Annotated in this window: 15 protein-coding genes, 1 pseudogene and 1 riboswitch; all 16 genes and pseudogenes read right to left on the reverse strand. The window is 50.4% G+C overall.

The features are described from left to right. Positions 1-100 precede the first annotated feature (100 nt). Entirely contained in the window at positions 101-952 is an 852-nt protein-coding gene (locus ACYQ2N_RS03390) for an amidohydrolase family protein (RefSeq protein WP_459997520.1), read from the reverse strand. Positions 953-1,113: 161 nt separating this feature from the next. After that, positions 1,114-2,136 (reverse strand): zinc-binding dehydrogenase, encoded by a 1,023-nt coding sequence (locus tag ACYQ2N_RS03395; protein WP_459997521.1) that lies wholly within the window; start codon positions 2,134-2,136, stop codon positions 1,114-1,116. A 107-nt stretch (positions 2,137-2,243) separates the two neighbouring features. Continuing rightward, positions 2,244-2,768, reverse strand: coding sequence for an adenine deaminase C-terminal domain-containing protein (locus tag ACYQ2N_RS03400; protein WP_459997522.1), 525 nt, complete (start codon positions 2,766-2,768; stop codon positions 2,244-2,246). An 11-nt stretch (positions 2,769-2,779) separates the two neighbouring features. Continuing rightward, complete coding sequence (locus ACYQ2N_RS03405) at positions 2,780-3,985, reverse strand: amidohydrolase family protein (RefSeq protein ID WP_459997523.1); 1,206 nt, start codon at positions 3,983-3,985, stop codon at positions 2,780-2,782. 46 nt (positions 3,986-4,031) lie between these two features. Further along, positions 4,032-4,991, reverse strand: a complete 960-nt coding sequence (locus tag ACYQ2N_RS03410) for an enoyl-CoA hydratase-related protein (protein ID WP_459997524.1) — start codon at positions 4,989-4,991, stop codon at positions 4,032-4,034. A gap of 100 nt (positions 4,992-5,091) precedes the next feature. Beyond that, positions 5,092-6,282 carry a thiolase family protein gene (locus tag ACYQ2N_RS03415; RefSeq protein WP_459997525.1) on the reverse strand — a complete coding sequence of 397 codons (1,191 nt, stop codon included), beginning with the start codon at positions 6,280-6,282 and terminating at the stop codon, positions 5,092-5,094. 35 nt (positions 6,283-6,317) lie between these two features. Beyond that, the gene (locus ACYQ2N_RS03420; protein ID WP_459997526.1) at positions 6,318-7,064 is read right to left on the reverse strand and encodes an SDR family NAD(P)-dependent oxidoreductase; all 747 of its coding nucleotides are present in this window, start codon (positions 7,062-7,064) and stop codon (positions 6,318-6,320) included. Positions 7,065-7,067: 3 nt separating this feature from the next. Further along, positions 7,068-8,675 carry a benzoate-CoA ligase family protein gene (locus ACYQ2N_RS03425; RefSeq protein ID WP_459997527.1) on the reverse strand — a complete coding sequence of 536 codons (1,608 nt, stop codon included), beginning with the start codon at positions 8,673-8,675 and terminating at the stop codon, positions 7,068-7,070. A 58-nt stretch (positions 8,676-8,733) separates the two neighbouring features. After that, on the reverse strand, positions 8,734-9,513 hold the full coding sequence (locus ACYQ2N_RS03430) for a CoA-transferase subunit beta (RefSeq protein ID WP_459997528.1): 780 nt from the start codon (positions 9,511-9,513) through the stop codon (positions 8,734-8,736). After that, positions 9,510-10,409: a CoA transferase subunit A gene (locus ACYQ2N_RS03435; RefSeq protein WP_459997529.1), complete on the reverse strand. Its 900-nt coding sequence runs from the start codon at positions 10,407-10,409 to the stop codon at positions 9,510-9,512. Before ACYQ2N_RS03435 ends, ACYQ2N_RS03430 begins: the two co-directional genes overlap by 4 nt. A 56-nt stretch (positions 10,410-10,465) precedes the next feature. After that, positions 10,466-10,642: a hypothetical protein gene (locus ACYQ2N_RS03440; protein WP_459997530.1), complete on the reverse strand. Its 177-nt coding sequence runs from the start codon at positions 10,640-10,642 to the stop codon at positions 10,466-10,468. 106 nt (positions 10,643-10,748) lie between these two features. Then, positions 10,749-11,300, reverse strand: a pseudogene (locus ACYQ2N_RS03445) (acyl-CoA dehydratase activase); the annotation flags it as partial. Between the two features lie 53 nt (positions 11,301-11,353). Next, complete coding sequence (locus ACYQ2N_RS03450) at positions 11,354-12,313, reverse strand: enoyl-CoA hydratase-related protein (protein WP_459997531.1); 960 nt, start codon at positions 12,311-12,313, stop codon at positions 11,354-11,356. Between the two features lie 659 nt (positions 12,314-12,972). Then, on the reverse strand, positions 12,973-13,083 hold the full coding sequence (locus ACYQ2N_RS03455) for a hypothetical protein (RefSeq protein ID WP_459997532.1): 111 nt from the start codon (positions 13,081-13,083) through the stop codon (positions 12,973-12,975). 129 nt (positions 13,084-13,212) lie between these two features. After that, a complete protein-coding gene (locus ACYQ2N_RS03460; protein WP_459997533.1) occupies positions 13,213-13,926 on the reverse strand; it encodes a sulfite exporter TauE/SafE family protein in 714 nt (237 codons plus the stop codon). A gap of 158 nt (positions 13,927-14,084) precedes the next feature. Then, a complete protein-coding gene (locus ACYQ2N_RS03465) occupies positions 14,085-16,085 on the reverse strand; it encodes a methyl-accepting chemotaxis protein (RefSeq protein ID WP_459997534.1) in 2,001 nt (666 codons plus the stop codon). A 105-nt stretch (positions 16,086-16,190) separates the two neighbouring features. Further along, a riboswitch (cyclic di-GMP riboswitch) is annotated at positions 16,191-16,275 on the reverse strand. Between the last annotated feature and the right edge of the window lie 3 nt (positions 16,276-16,278).

Genomic DNA, 16,278 nt, shown 5'->3' on the forward strand with positions numbered 1-16,278 from the left:
AATACCCCTTTCTCTAAGTTTTCGTTCATCCCTGGAATCTCAATTTCATGAGGTTCAAAAGGCCACTACTGGCCCAAACTTTTTACGGACATCAAACTTCTTAGCTTATGCCCAAGATCCTGGCGGCATTCCCGCCTAAAATCTTATCTGCTCCTCCCGGGGGCAGTGGCAGTTCAGCGATCGCCTCCATATTGCGGCGTATCCAAGGCGCACCTGGCCAGTCACTGCCAAAAATCACCTTGTCCACATTGCGTCCGAGTTCCGGAAAATAATCCAGAAGCTTGGACGGAGGCAGACCGGCAACCTCCATGAACACATTTTGATGTATCTTAGAAAGGAAAAAAGCCCTGTCATACCAAAAACCCCGACCGGAGTGTGCCATCACCAGCTTAAGATTGGGAAAATCCACGGCTACATCATCCAGGTGCAAGGGATCCCCGTATTTGAGACGCGAACCACGAAATATCGAGGAACCGGTGTGGATGAGGACAGGGATGCCCAAATCCTCAGCCGCACGATAAATAGGATAAATCTTGGGTTCATTAAGGTAATAGTGCTGGTACGTAGGGTAAAGTTTTACCCCGCGAAAACCCTCATCTTCAACAAAGCGCCTAAGTTGTTCACCGGGCCTAGTGTAGATGTGGGGGTTGACATCGCAAAAAGGGATAAGGCGGGGGCGGCCCTGACAAAAGTCCCTGACTTGCTCGTTAGTGCACACCCCTGTAGTAATGTGGCTAAGCTCAGTCAGTACACAGGCATAGTCCACCCCTTCACTGGTCAGCAGTTCTTCAAACGCCCCTGGATCCTTATAACGCTTGATAAACTCCTCGTACCCAACCGGGTGGGCCAGTTTCATCCATTCCGTAACCCACTCGTGATGGTAGGTATAAACTCCGAGGTGGACATGAAAATCTATGCGCGGCTGATTATTCGTTAGGTTATTCGGACCCATCCTCACCCCTCCTCACACGGGATCAGCCCGATCTTTATTATAAATAATAGGTAACTGTTTAGGTACTCAGAATTCAGTAGTCAGTAGTCAGTAGTCAAAATACTTTCAGACGCTAAAGAGTTGTATAAATCTTACTTGGGGGATTTGTAAACAAATAATCTTTACGGTACGATAACTGACCTGAATCCTTGGCCGGAGCGCAGATAATCAAAGCCCTCATTGATTTCGTCGAGAGAGAAGCGTTTGGAGACCATGGGCACGACCTGAATCTTGCCCGTGCGTACCATCTCAATAACCTTGGGGTAATCGACCAGCGGGCAGCCCAGAGAGCCTATAACTTCCATCTCCCGATACATGACCCGGCTGGCGTTCAAAGTCATGGTATGCTCGGTGTAACCGACGATCACGAAACGACCGCCATTGCGCACAGTGTTGAAAGCGACTTCCATGGTCTTGGGATTGCCGATACACTCAAAAGCAATGTCCACGCCCCCGCCGGTGTATTTGCGGATGGCCTTGGCCACATCCTGCGTTTCTCCGGCATTAAAGGTAGCAACAGCTCCGAGTTCTTTGGCTTTGACTAATTTATTGTCAGCGAGGTCAACCGCAATCACCGAAGCACCCGCCGCGTTGGCTACCTGAACCAGATTAAGTCCTACCCCGCCGCAGCCGTAGACTAATACGGTATCACCGGGTCTCACTTTCCCCCGGTTTTTGACCGCATGGTAAGGCGTAGTAATAGCATCGGCAATAATTGAGCCTTCAATTAAGGGAATCTCGTCCGGCAAATGGAACACATTGCTGGCAGGAGCTTTAATGTATTCCGCATATCCGCCGTCAACATCATTGCCCGGCATGACCATGCTTGAACAAATGTTGCCCCTCCCTTCGCGGCAGTTGTCGCAGACCCCGCAGGCCATGACGGCGGGCAGGAGCACACGGTCACCCACTTTGAAGGAAGTTACATCCGGAGCCACTTCAGTGACTGTGCCTGAAATTTCGTGTCCCAGAATGAGAGGCGGCTTTTTAAACGTGGGAACACCATGGTCAATGTAATGCAAATCCGTATGGCACAGGCCGCAAGCAGCGACTTTGACTAAGATATCTCCAGCTCCGATCTCGGGCATTGGCACTTCTTCCACTTTAAGGGGTTGGTTCGGTCCATAAAAAACAGCTGCTTTCATTAAGTACACCTCCGCTTATTTTTACCCGCTTAATTCGGCTCTTTTAATGAGGCTCTCAGTTTATTAAGCCATATTCGAAATTTCTGATTAACACTTCGTGCCTTATTTTAAGAAAAGACCACTTCTTTGTTCCGAATATCCACTACTCCTGACGGAGTGATCCTAATATAGGGCAGGCCGGTAAAAGCTAAAAAACCCAAGCCAAACAGAGGGTCATCGAACGGGCATCCCTTTTCCTGCAGGTAATTGTTAAGCTTCATCCAGCCTGCGGCTGTCTCGCGCACACTTGAATTGGAAAGAATGCCACCCGTGGTCATGGGTATTTCGCCAATCACCTGTCCAGCTTCCACAAGCACAATGCCGCCGCCGATTTTCAGCATCCGGTTAGCAGCCAGGGCCATATCCTCCTCCTTGCTGCCCACAACCATCGGCATGTGCGTTTCGTGAGCAATACTACTGGCATAGCCCCCCATACGAGCCCCAAAACCACTTAAGAACCCTGTAACCCAACTCTTGGCTTGCGGCGACCAAAGACTTATTTTCATAAGATCCGGAGGAAGGTCGATCAAACCGTTCGTAACTGACAAAGTGCGCATCAGAGTCTTGGTAATCGTTTTATTGGCCATGTGCATACATGGAACCTCTATACTTTCCACCATCTCTCTCTTAATCTGAAAATTTGCTGCTTGAACCGGGGACTGGGAACACGGCCCGTTCTCCAGGCAGCCAAATCGGTAGCCGGGAATCTGGGGATATCTATCAGTAGCTTTCCATCCTCGGCTACAGCCTTGCCTCCGACCCACACTCGCACTGGATCAGGCCGGGAAAGATCCTTCACGAGCATAAAATCTGCATGCCGACCTGGGGCAATTCCTCCAATTTCGCGGTCAAGCCCCAAATAAGTTGCGGGGTTGATCGTTACCATTTGGATTGCTTTCACCGCCGGAATCCCAAGTTCCACAGCATAGGAAACTAAGTAGTTGAGGTAGCCGTACTTTAAAACATCCATAGGGCTGAACCAATCCGGGCTCAGCATGATCCTGGAAGTATCCAATCCGGGATTCTCTGTGATTAAGCGGGAAAGGGGCTCAAGGTCAGCCCGAATAGAGCCGTGGCGCAAGATTACATACAACCCGAGACGCAGGCGGTTTAACGCTTCTTCGGCAGTTATACTCTCATGGCAGGAGGTAAAGCCGCAGGCAGTAAGCGCATTTAACTTCTCATATGAACACCCGGCCATATGCCCTTCAATGCGCACGCCTTGTTCGGCTGCTGAGACAATCTTCGCCAGGAAATCCCGTTCGGGCACTATCAGCCTTCCCCAAGCTGTCACTTCACCGACAGCTAAGACCCTAGGCTTTGTCAAACTCGTTTCTACTATTTCCTGGGTAAAAACCTCGTCTCCTTCAAATTCCGGCAGCGGTGGATTAGCAGCAGGAACTGACACATAATATCGAAATGGGATATTATCAGTGTACTTTAAAAATAACTCTAAGCCATTTGCTCCTAAAGCCATACAAATATCATGTGTTTCAGTAAGAATGGCAGTTGTCCCGGTCAACATGATTTCTCCAGCCAGTGCCAATGGGTTCGTAATAAAGTCTGCATGCCCGTGCACATCGATAAAGCCAGGCACTAAGTACATCCCTTGACCGTCAATAACCTTAGTGCCCTCCCCAGGGCGGCCTTCCGGGCCTACATAGGCAATGAGCCCCCGCCATACGGCAACCTCCTGCCCGTCCAAGATTTCACCGGAATAAACATTCACCAGACGGATATTGCGAATCACTGTATCAGGAGACTTTCGCCCTAAAGCTACCTCAATTAGACCAGCCCTTGTTTCGAGCATTTGAATTTACCCGCTTCCTTTTACCACGAATGTGCTTATTTATTTTCTACTCCAACTTCGCTCCGCAGACGCCGCAGAATTTGAAGTCATCCGGGATTCCTTTGGCACCGCAGCTGGGGCAGGTGTGGGTGTATGGCCCGTAGAGGAATTCACTGGAGCCGCCTGCGGCTGCTTTCTGTCTTAAGCCGATGTAGTCTTTGGGCCGCTTTTCGACGAAGGCTTTCATGCCTTCATAGGGTTCGACACTGGCGAAGTGCAAAGCCAGCCATTCGCGGGCATGCCCGACGGTGGAACTCCAGGCGAGGTCTTTCCAGAAGTTGGTTTGCTGTTTGGTGTAGCGCAAGCACTCCGGGAATTTGTTGATGAGTTTTTCAGCCATGGTGGCTACGGCTTGGTCAAGCTGGTCGCGCGGGACGACTTGGTTTACGAGTCCCCAGTCGAGCGCTTTTTCGGCAGAGATGGGTTCGCTTAAGAAGAGCATTTCTCTGGCCCTTCTGTCCCCGACGATGATGGGGAGCCACTGGGTGGCACCGCCGGCGGCAACGGAGCCGACCATGGTGCCTACTTGCTGGATGCTGGCCCCTTCGACCATGATGGCGAGGTCGCAGCCCATGTTAAATTCGTTGCCCCCTCCGGCGACGATGCCGTTGATGCGGGCGATGGTGGGTTTGCCAATGTTTCTAAGGATGTCATGGCATTCGGTGAATACCCCCATCCACTTCCAGTAGTCGCGCGGCCGTTTGGTGTAATCGTCGGCATATTCTTTGACATCGCCGCCGGTGCAGAAGGCTTTTTCCCCGGCCCCGGTGAGTACGACGACGGCGACGGAGTCATCCCAGGATGCGTCCCGGAAGGCAACGGTCAGTTCCTGCAGGGTTAAGGTGCTGTATGAGTTGTGGACCCGAGGGCGGTTGATGGTGACAGTGGCGACCCAGTCTTTCTTTTCGTACATGATTTCTTTGAAGTCGAATTCCTCGGTTGGTTTCCCGGTAAAACGTGGACTCATATGCTTAAACCCCTCCCTTATTTCATCGTTATTTTCTTCATGCACTCCCCATGGAGTTGTAATTGCCAGCCTATTGGGGAAATACATAGGTAATAGCGCCTTAATAAATCCCTTCAATAATCGTAGCCATGCCCTGGCCCCCGCCGATACAGAGAGTGACCATGCCATAGCGGGCCTTGCGCCTGCGCAGTTCATACAGCAGAGTGGTCATCAGACGGGCTCCGGTAGCGCCGATCGGATGCCCCAAAGCGATGGCCCCGCCATTGACGTTAACTTTCTCAATATCCAGGCCCAGTTCCCGAATCACCGCGAGCGATTGGGAAGCAAAAGCCTCGTTCAATTCCACCAGTTCAATGTCCGCCACGGTTAAATTTGCTTGTTTAAGCGCCTTGCGTACCGCCGGGACCGGCCCAATTCCCATAATTTGGGGTGGAACTCCGACTGCTGCATCTGTCACAATGCGGGCAAGCGGCTTTAGACCGAGCTCCCTGGCTTTGTCTGCTGCCATTAAAACCACAGCCGCTGCCGCGTCATTGCGCCCGCAGGAGTTGCCGGCCGTGACTGAGCCGCCCTTGCGGAAAGCCGGCTTGAGTGCACCCAGCTTCTCAAACGTGGTCTCGCGTGGGTGCTCATCCGTGTCAAAAATAATCGACCCTTTACGCGTGGTAACTTCAACGGGGATAATTTCATCCTTAAACAAGCCTGCCGCCAAGGCCTTCTTATAACGCTGCTGACTCTGCAGCGCAAAAGCATCCTGATCTTCCCTGGACACCTTAAACTGCTCCGCCACATTTTCAGCCGTGTCACCCATGGACACCGAACCGTATATGGAAACAGGCTGGCCTCCGGGACCCGCTTCAACGAGAGAGTCTACCAGGACACCATCCCCTGCGCCGTAGCCGTAACGGGCGTTTTTCAAATAATAGGGAGCGCGGCTCAGGCTTTCAGTACCCCCAGCCACCACCACTTCAGCCCTTCCGGTTTGAATTTCCTGAGTTCCATTGCTAATCGCCTGCAGCCCGGAGGCACACTGGCGGTGAACGGTAAAGGCGGCTGCTCCTTCCGGTATCCCTGAAAGCAGGGAGCAAACACGGGCAATGTTCGATGCTTCCGTGGTTTGACGCGACCAGCCCATGATCACTTCTTCCACCAGTTCGGCACTGATACCGGCTCTGGCAATAGCCTCCTTAATCGCAATTGCGCCCAGTTCCTGAGGGGGTATGTCTTTAAGCGTTCCGCCGATCGTTCCGATGGGAGTTCGGACGGCACTGACTATGACGACTTCTTTCATTAAGTTAAGACCTCCCTTATTGCTTGTTTTTTGCTTTAGCGCATGATCATTCCGCCATCAATGCAGAGAATTTGCCCGGTGATGTACCCTGCCTCCGGGGAAGCTAGGAAGACAAAGCCCGGTGCCATTTCCTCCGGTTGGCCAAAGCGGCCCATGGGCACCCGCTCCAGATATTTGTCTCTTAGCTTGGGGTCAGTGGCGATTTTTTTCGTCATTTTCGTTTCCGCAAAGGGAGAAATAGCATTGACAGTGATGCCGTATTTAGCCAGTTCCCGCGCGGCGGATTTGGTAAAAGCGTTGATTCCGCCCTTGGCCGCCGTGTAGTTTACCTGCCCGATCGTTCCTTGCAGCCCGGCCGAAGAAGTGACGTTTATAATCCGGCCAAAACCCCGTTCTTTCATGTCCATTGCCACCGCCTGAGTACAGAGGAAGGTCCCTTTAAGATGGACATTAATCACTTCGTCCCATTGCTCCTCAGTCATCTTTAAGAGCATGGCCGGGATAGAAAGGCCCGCATTGTTGACGAGAATATCTACCGGTCCCAGCTCAGCTTTAATCTGCGCTACCATGGCCTGAACGGAATCCCGCTTAGAAACATCCGCTTGCAGGACACACGCCTTTCTCCCTCTCTTCTCTACTTCCTGCACCACATCATCCTCGCGGGTGATGGAGCGGCTGGCTAAGGCCACGTCCGCACCCTCATCGGCGAAAGCCAGAGCAATGGCCTTGCCGATCCCGTCTTTAGCACCCGTTACCAGAGCCACTTTTCCTTGAAGTTTCATCTTTTAACCCTCCTCAGCGGAACTTGCCGTCTCTTGAAGCACATCTTGTCCCTTATTCAGTTCCCTTAATTTATACCTCAGCATTTTACCGGAGGCTGTTTTCGGCAATTCCGGAGTGAATTCCACCCAGCGCGGGAATTTGTAAGGAGCGATTTTGCTTTTAACGAATTGCTGGATATTCGTGGCCAATTCCTCCGAAGGTTGAATCCCATCCTTCAGTACGATATAGGCTTTGGGTTTCTCCAGATTATCGCCGTCAACTACCCCGATCACCGCACATTCCAAGACTGCTGAATGTTCCATGATCGTGTTTTCAACTTCGATCGGGGAAACCCAGATCCCGCCCGGCTTGATCATGTCATCTGTGCGGCCGACATACCAAAAATAGCCGTCTTCATCTTGCAAGTATTTATCCCCGGTATTGATCCAGGCTCCGTGAAAAGTTTCTTTGTTTTTTTCATGCTTATTCCAATAAAATGCGGCTATGCTGTCCCCCTTGACCATAAGCGTGCCAATTTCTCCTGCAGGCACGGGGTAGCCATCAGTGTCCACTATTTTTGCTTCATATCCTTCCACCGGCTTGCCGGTAGCCCCTGGCCGGACATCCCCCACCCGATTGGTGATGAAAATATGAGCACACTCCGTCGAGCCGATTCCATCCAGAATTACCAGGTTGAATTTCTTATGCCAGGCGTCATACACTGCTTTCGGCAGGGCTTCACCCGCTGAAGTGCAGAGCCGGACTGAACTCATGTCAACACCCGGCATGCTTTCAGCGGCCTGGAGCAGAGAAGCATAAGAGGTAGGTACTCCATAAAAAAGAGTCGGCCGATACTTGCGCACAGTCTCAAAAACCGTATCGGGTTTAGGCTGATCAGGTACCAAGACCGTGGAACCCCCCACACGGAAGGGGAAATAAAGAGCGTTACCCAAACCATAGGCAAAAAAGAGTTTAGCCACTGAGTAACAGATGTCATTTTCATTAATGTTCAAAATTTGTTTCGCGTACAAATCAGCACTAATAATCATGTCATGGTGAAGGTGAACCGCCCCCTTGGGAAAACCGGTGCTTCCCGAACTGTAAAGCCAGAAAGCAGGCTCATCTTTATGCGTGTCGGCCGCAGGCAATTCATCCGAAGCTGAACTAACCAGTTCCATATAGGACAACTGTCCCGGACCGGCTGTGCCCACCACTACCAAATGCTTAAGGAAACGCAATTCTTCCCGGATTTCTTCGATCAACCCCACCAGAGCCTCACTGACCACAGCCACCTTGGCCCGGCTGTCATTGAGCAAGTAAAGGTAGTCTTTCGACTTTAAGATGGTGTTCGTAGGAATAGGGACTGCGCCCATTTTAATGGCCCCGAAAAAGCTGGCCACAAACTCAGGAGAATCGAGCAACAGCAAAAGGATTCTGTTTTCGCGCTCTACTCCTAGGCTCTTAAAAGCATTTCCGGCCTTATTCACAGCTTTATAAATATCTTCATACGTAAATTTCTGATCTTTGTAATAAACAGCTATCTTATTTCCTCTGCCCTCTTCCAGGTTCTTGTCGACTAATTCCACTGCCACGTTGAACTGATCAGGAATATTTAGACAAGCCCCACTCATGTAGACCCCTCCCTTATCTTTTTTAGGTTCACTAATAGAGGATTGTGCAGTGCATCTTTTAGAGTAAGTTACGCGCTACTCCGGTGGGATCAATTTGGCGCAGAACTCTTAGTTCGGTTGCTGTGGGTTCAGTGGTAGTGGGAACGTGCTCAGGAATAATAAGCTTAAACCCGGTGTTCTCTACAACCTGTTCGACTGTTACCCCGGGATGAACTGATTTCAGGCGCATGACTTTGCTGTTTTCATCAAAATCCAGGGCACAGAGCGGAGTGACGACCAGAGCCGGGCCGTTCCCAGGCAACTCTTTGCTCGCCCAGGATTCCGGACCATCTAGGAAGCCGGGTCCGCTGTTAAAATCCACTTTCTCTACGAGTGTGCGGACATTGTGGGATGTTGTGTAAATTACCACTCTTCCCGCCCGCGGCAAAAACGGAAGTCCAACAGTCCCTGGTCCGCGCAAGGCCGGTTTATCCCAATTTCCGATGCAGACTAAGTTGCAATTACCGTACTTATCTATTTGCAGACCCCCGCCGAAAAAGATATCAAAGCGTTTGCCATGTCCTTCTAAGAGGATGACATCAGGCAGGGCCAAAGCCGCATCAGCACGGAGGTTTTCCTCATCACAGGAGGAAAAAACCAAAGGCTCTAAGTGAGGATTGACGGCCCCGCTGCCGCCCGCAATGTAGTACAGATTGGGAGCATGAGTTTCTTGGGCCATGCGGCAGGCAGCCATCGGAATCATGCTTACCGCGCCCATCACCGCAACTTCTCCGTCTTGCATATGCCGGGACATCACACATGCCATAAGCTCCCCTGTGGTATATGCCGTTGCGCTCACTTGGACTCCCCTCCTTTGCTCAGGCTGTGCAAGCGTTCAGTTCCAATCTTACCCGCATACTCCTCCTCAGAAATACCGGTGACGTATTGTAGAAGGTAAACAGCAAAAGAGTCCGGGTCCTTACAAGCCTTCATATATTCTTTTAGGTGGGTTTCATCAAAAGTGTAGTAGGTGTGTGAAGATGTTGGATGACAGCCATAATGAGCTTCGACCACCGCTGAGACCAAAAAGCCCGGCACATTAACCTTGGTCGAGCCGTATTTCTGCGCGAGATTGGGGACAATTTCCTCTGCTTGAATAATCACAGTATCAGCAGCAAAGATCATTTGCCTGTCCGTAAATTCGCTCCCCTTGAATATTGCGTTCCCGTACGGGTCAGCCTCCTGGCAGTGGACAAAAGCCACCGAAGGCTTAATGGGGGCGGCTGTCATCACTTGTTCCCCCGAATATGGGTTAGTCGTGAAGCGGTACATTTCCGGATTGATTTTGTGAAGGTCGTTTAACTCCAAACCCTTCGGATACGGAATAAAGGGCAAGCCTCCCGCCCCAGCTTGCAGGCCGTAAACCAGGAAGGGTTCATCACATTCCAAAAGCTTTATGGTTTTCTTTTCGACCGCCCGCCGAAAATTAGGAGCAAGCCCTAAATGTTCAAAACCAACATAGGCGGTGAGAATCTCCTCAACTAAACCGCAACCGATGAGCAAATCAGCATTAATATCAGCCGATGGGCTAGTAATAAGGCGTTTTATTTTCTTACCCTGGCGGATTACTTCCCGGACCAGGGCCATCGGGTTATTATGCATGTGCATTCCGCCCACTGCCAGAGACTCGCACTCGTCCGCAACAAAGCGGCTAATCGCTTCGCGGATAGGTATTACTTTACTGGTGCGCCCCATCCTTTCACTCCTTTCGTAGTTTTTGTTAAATTAACTAAAACAGATCGTCCAGTTCGTCATTCCCCTCCGGCAACTTGCCGGCCTTGGGCAATCGCCTCGATCACGGAAGCGGGACCGAGGACAACATCTCCACCGGCGAAAACGATAACAGCTACGCGGCGGTCGAGCTCATAATCTTCACGCAGAGCAACCCCTCTTAAGTAGGTTACCCCTTCCAAAACTCCCGGATCCATGGTTGGCTATCATGCTTTCACCCGCTTTCGCCTAAGATATAGGAAACTCCCTCTGATTAATTCAGAGGGAAATCTCCATTCTATATCATATCTACCCCTTACCCCTTTACTCCCCGGCCATTTTACCCTTCCCGCTTTTTTTCGCCAACGCTTTGGCAAAGAGGGCTCCTCCTAAAGCTCCGGCAATCTGAGTGTCATACTTGGGCTTTAAGGCTTCGATCCCTAAGAGCTTTTCAATCCATTTGACCACGCCGGGGTTTTTGGTGATGCCGCCGGTGATGGCGAAGTCTTTTTCCATGCCGTTACGCTCAAGCAGGCTTACGACCCGGCTGGCCATGGCGGAGCAGTAGGCTGCGAGTACTTTCTCCTTGGACCAGCCTGCCCGCAGCAACCCGGTCGCTTCAGTCTTAGCAAAGACCACGCAGGTGCTGGATACCGGCTCTGGCTCTGTTTCGATCTTAAAGGACATTTCCCCAACTTCTTCGATCGGGACGGCCAGCAGGTTGGCGAACACTTCCATGCCGCGGCCGGTTCCGGCGGCGCATTTGTCGTTCATGAGAAAGGAGGTTACTTTTCCTTTTTCATCGCAGTGGATGGCTTTGCAGTCCTGGCCGCCCATGTCGAGCAAGGTCCGGACGCTGAGGCCATACATGAAGTTCGCTCCCCTGTGAACATGCTCTTTCTCCTCTCATTAAGCTCATTTATTTGCTCTTACTCCAACTTCGCTCCGCAGACGCCGCAGAATTTGAAGTCATCCGGGATTCCTTTGGCACCGCAACTGGGGCAGGTGTGGGTGTATGGCCCGTAGAGGAATTCACTGGAGCCGCCTGCGGCTGCTTTCTGTCTTAAGCCGATGTAGTCTTTGGGCCGCTTTTCGACGAAGGCTTTCATGCCTTCATAGGGTTCGACACTGGCGAAGTGCAAAGCCAGCCATTCGCGGGCATGCCCGACGGTGGAACTCCAGGCGAGGTCTTTCCAGAAGTTGGTTTGCTGTTTGGTGTAGCGCAAGCACTCCGGGAATTTGTTGATGAGTTTTTCAGCCATGGTGGCTACGGCTTGGTCAAGCTGGTCGCGCGGGACGACTTGGTTTACGAGTCCCCAGTCGAGCGCTTTTTCGGCAGAGATGGGTTCGCTTAAGAAGAGCATTTCTCTGGCCCTTCTGTCCCCGACCATGATGGGGAGCCACTGGGTGGCACCGCCGGCGGCAACGGAGCCGACCATGGTGCCTACTTGCTGGATGCTGGCCCCTTCGACCATGATGGCGAGGTCGCAGCCCATGTTAAATTCGTTGCCCCCTCCGGCGACGATGCCGTTGATGCGGGCGATGGTGGGTTTGCCAATGTTTCTAAGGATGTCATGGCATTCGGTGAATACCCCCATCCACTTCCAGTAGTCGCGCGGCCGTTTGGTGTAATCGTCGGCATATTCTTTGACATCGCCGCCGGTGCAGAAGGCTTTTTCCCCGGCCCCGGTGAGTACGACGACGGCGACGGAGTCATCCCAGGATGCGTCCCGGAAGGCAACGGTCAGTTCCTGCAGGGTTAAGGTGCTGTATGAGTTGTGGACCCGAGGGCGGTTGATGGTGACAGTGGCCACCCAGTCTTTCTTTTCGTACATGATTTCTTTGAAGTCGAATTCCTCGGTTGGTTTCCCGGTAAAACGTGGACTCATATCTCAAATTCCCTCCTTAATTATTTTCTCTAAAATTTTTCATGCTTTTGTCCTCTGTTCTAATGCAAGCCACGTGCCACCAATTTGAATATTCTCAAATTTCAGTCCGATCGGTTGAAAATAGTAAGCCAACTGCAGAAAATTAAGCCCAAACGGAAGAATCCTTCGCGAGTACAGGTTACGCCACATGCCTACGAAGAAAAAGACCACTGCAGTTTTGCAGTGGTCTTTTGTTTTTATCCGGCAAGCTCTTTCTAAATCAAAGGCTAGGGACTAAGTCATTTCTGCATTACTGTCTGCAAAATTGACTTAACGAGATTTATCATTTTAATGATATCACGAAAATAATCGGATCATAATGTTCGCAAGTGTCTAATACATCCCAAAATATTGCATCAGATCCGGATTCTTAGTGAAAAACTACAGAATCCTCGTTGAATCTCTTCTTGTGCTTTGATGAGATCATCGTCACTGGCATTACCTAAGTCGAAGGTATTTCCTGCTTCAAGCTTGGGCAGAGAGACGGCTTTCCCTAACTCATCCGTGCATCAGCTCGTCATTCGTGATTATTCTCTTCGGAAGCTGATTAAGCCCGAATCTCTCTTGAATCTTATCCCTGCCTTTATACTATCTAAAGTTATTGTCCACCATAAGAAGATTCACTCGTGCTTGCGAAAACGCGCCATCCGCCGCACGACCGTAGACTGGTTTACCCCCAAGGCCTCTGCCGCTTTGTAAGTGCTGCCGTACTTTTTCAGGGCTTTCCTCAATCAGTTGCCTCTCCACTTCCATGACAGCCTCTTTCAGCGGCATCAAGGAGTGAAACAGATACTCCCCCAGGCCATTTTTCTCTTTTTCATTATCCATTTTGCCCGTATTACTTACCGCTAACAACCTTTTCAAATACTGGTTATGAGCAAATAAGCGCCGGTAAAAACCAAAACAGCATATGTGAGTGCTGTGAATAACCGTTGGTTTAATTTTTGAAACAGAAGCTGTCCCAAAAATGTCCCCACAGCCAGAACGGGCAGGGATGATAAACTTGCCAACCAAACTGTCTTATTAGTCCCGTAAAGTACGAGTTGCAGGACGAAACTCACGGAATAAACGACAATGGCGAAGGCCAGAATTGTACTCCGCACTCTCTCCTTGGGCATTCCTATGCCGGAAAAATATATAAGCAGAGGAGGACCCGGCATACCAAGACTTGCGCTTAAGAACCCGGAAATTCCTCCTGTTAGCAGGTCTTTCCTTTTACTTTGCCGTATTTTCAGTCTCAGCATCAACAAGAAGGTTAGCAAAAGAATGAGCGTGCTGACCAGAATCTTCAAAAACCGAACATCGAGCATAAGAAAAAAGACCATGCCTATAGGTATCCCGGCGACACTTCCTTTAATAAGTTGCAGTAGAAGAGCCTTATCTGCATCGTGACGAATTTTGAAAACCATGACCAAGGAGATGACAACTGCAAGAATGACATTGATTTGAATGGCATCATGACCCTCATACAACAGGAGTAGAAACGGTGTCGCCATGATGGAAAAGCCAAATCCTGTGCCAACCTGAAGTGTAGTCGCCACCAAAACAATCACAACTAGTAGGAAATAATCCATTTTCTGCTTAGAACCTCCTTGTTCACGCAAATCTGGTGCCTTATTACTTATAGAACTTTTGCACTTGACTCCTAGGCGAGTTTCCAGAAAAAGCAGGAGCTGTCCCAAGCAGATTTTGCAGTTGAGACAACCCCTAGGTCTATGGTAATATCTTCAGCCTAAAACTTAAAGGCACCAACAGTCTCTTTCAACTCCTGAGCTAAGTGTGACAAGGACTCGGCATTCTGGGCCACTCTCTCCATGGCACTGTCCTGTTCCTGAACCGCAGATGCCGTCTCTTCAATCCCGGCTGAAGTCTCCTCCGCTATGGAAGCAACTCCCTGAATCGCACTGCTGATAGCCTTGCTACTCGCAGCAATCTCTTGCAGGTTGTCTGACAGGCTTTGAATCCGGCCCACCATTTGAGCCACCTCAGAATTGATGTCTTGTAAAGCCTGTCCGGTAATCTGGATTTGGTTCATACCCTCTTCAACTTGGGAATAACCCTTCTCCAATGATTCACTCACATTTTTACTTTCGTACTGTACCCCTTCCACAATACCAGTTATTTCTGTGGCAGAATTCCTGGTCTGCTCAGCTAATTTTCTCACTTCCTCGGCAACCACCGCAAATCCTCGGCCTGCTTCTCCCGCCCTGGCCGCCTCAATTGCCGCATTCAAAGCCAGAAGGTTGGTCTGATCGGCAATATCATTAATAACTTGCACAAGTTTAGATATTTTCTGGGCCTTTTGGTCTAGCCCCTGCACTTTTCCAACCGAATCTCTCATAATCTCGTTGATCACTTCCATTTGGGACACGGAGTTTTCCATTTGCACATTGCCATTATTAGCTGTCTCTAACACCAGATTCGAGGAGTTTTTCAGCTCTTCTCCATTCTGGCTCGCTAGGACGAAAAGATGATTGAGGTTTTCCGTTGAATTGGCGATTTCAGCCGACGTTCCGGCCTGTTCCTCAGCTCCTGCCGCCATCTCTTGTACTGTTGCCGCAATTTGCTCCGTACCTTGCTTCACACCATTGGCGATCTCGGCTAACTGTTGACTCTGACCATTAACACTCTCGGAAGCGCCAAATATCCGCCTAGTCATGGTGACAACCGACTCTTGCATGGCGGCCATAGCCTTTGCCAGCGTACCAACCTCGTCTTTTCTCCGTCTGATCTTCTCCGGAACCTGCACTGTAAAATCTCCCTGGGCCAATCTATCCAAATGCCCAGCCACCTCAGTTATGGGCCTGGCCAACGACGCGGCAAACCATAAAGACAAAATAAGGCTCAGCACCAAAATAACCCCCAGGCTGAGAACGGTCGTTCTAAGTACAGAGTCGGCATCTTTGAGCATCTCCGCCGTAGGAATTGTAACTCCCAGGCTCCAGTTAGGCGAACCAGGAATAGGAGTAAAAATCATATACATTTCCATGCCGTCGGGAGTAGTAATTCTCCCCATACCTTGCTGACCTGCAGTCATTTGCTTCCCTAGTTCATCCACACCCTTAAATCCGGCCTCGGATGCTTTTAAAAGATTAAGCTTCATGTTAATTTTTTCATCGGGGTGGGCAATGACCAGCCCTGTGCCGTCCACAATCCACCCGAAGCCGGTTTGCCCGATCTTAATCTGGTTGGCAATCTGGGTAACAGTTCCCAAGTCAATCACTCCGGCAAAAACCCCGGTCAACTCCCCGCTTTTATCTTTGATGGCATGGGGAATCACTACTACAGGTTTACCGGTAACTGCAGACGGCATCGGATTGCTGATAAACACGTCCTTGCCTTGATCTCTGATGGCTGTGTAGTCATATCTGTTCCGAATATTCCCTGTCTTCCCCTTTGTGGTATAGAAATCACCGTCTAAGTCAGCGTACCAACCAAATTCAAACTCTTTGTCGAGCTTCCCGTTGAGGGAGTCAGCATAAGCTTTAGCCTTCGCCCAGTCCCCTATTTCCAGGTTCTCTGCCGAGGACAGGACGGCCACTTCACCCTCTTTGGCCGCCAGCCATCGTCCGACTTCTGCCCCTCGGGCTTTAACAATTTCCTGGGTCGTTGTTTCTGTTGCTGTAACCATCGTCGATTTGGTCTGAAAATAAATAATGACTCCCAGGGATAAAAGAGCGATGGTTACAATTACAACGGACAACAGCATGATTTTGATCCGGATGGATTTCATTAGTCTGATCCCCTCCTAAAATAATCTCTCAACCTATTATGTCAAATCGCCCGGAAGCACGAATTCGCCATACCTCGACAACGGGCATGGCGAATTGATCACACTGTCGGCAGCCTGGCGATCATCACTTGGCGGTGGAAGACCCATAGCTTTGCGTCCTCTGCTTTCGCAGAGTTTGCCTTTTATCCCAGCT

This window comes from Paradesulfitobacterium aromaticivorans (assembly GCF_054657415.1).

Bases quoted from the DNA above. Each gene is read 5' to 3' on its own strand.
- ACYQ2N_RS03440 (WP_459997530.1), bottom strand. From the start codon at position 10,642: ATGGATCCGGGAGTTTTGGAAGGGGTAACCTACTTAAGAGGGGTTGCT.
- ACYQ2N_RS03395 (WP_459997521.1), bottom strand. From the start codon at position 2,136: ATGAAAGCAGCTGTTTTTTATGGACCGAACCAACCCCTTAAAGTGGAA.
- ACYQ2N_RS03420 (WP_459997526.1), bottom strand. From the start codon at position 7,064: ATGAAACTTCAAGGAAAAGTGGCTCTGGTAACGGGTGCTAAAGACGGG.
- ACYQ2N_RS03415 (WP_459997525.1), bottom strand. From the start codon at position 6,282: ATGAAAGAAGTCGTCATAGTCAGTGCCGTCCGAACTCCCATCGGAACG.
- ACYQ2N_RS03450 (WP_459997531.1), bottom strand. From the start codon at position 12,313: ATGAGTCCACGTTTTACCGGGAAACCAACCGAGGAATTCGACTTCAAA.
- ACYQ2N_RS03465 (WP_459997534.1), bottom strand. From the start codon at position 16,085: ATGAAATCCATCCGGATCAAAATCATGCTGTTGTCCGTTGTAATTGTA.
- ACYQ2N_RS03390 (WP_459997520.1), bottom strand. From the start codon at position 952: ATGGGTCCGAATAACCTAACGAATAATCAGCCGCGCATAGATTTTCAT.
- ACYQ2N_RS03425 (WP_459997527.1), bottom strand. From the start codon at position 8,675: ATGAGTGGGGCTTGTCTAAATATTCCTGATCAGTTCAACGTGGCAGTG.
- ACYQ2N_RS03400 (WP_459997522.1), bottom strand. From the start codon at position 2,768: ATGCACATGGCCAATAAAACGATTACCAAGACTCTGATGCGCACTTTG.
- ACYQ2N_RS03410 (WP_459997524.1), bottom strand. From the start codon at position 4,991: ATGAGTCCACGTTTTACCGGGAAACCAACCGAGGAATTCGACTTCAAA.
- ACYQ2N_RS03460 (WP_459997533.1), bottom strand. From the start codon at position 13,926: ATGGATTATTTCCTACTAGTTGTGATTGTTTTGGTGGCGACTACACTT.
- ACYQ2N_RS03435 (WP_459997529.1), bottom strand. From the start codon at position 10,409: ATGGGGCGCACCAGTAAAGTAATACCTATCCGCGAAGCGATTAGCCGC.
- ACYQ2N_RS03405 (WP_459997523.1), bottom strand. From the start codon at position 3,985: ATGCTCGAAACAAGGGCTGGTCTAATTGAGGTAGCTTTAGGGCGAAAG.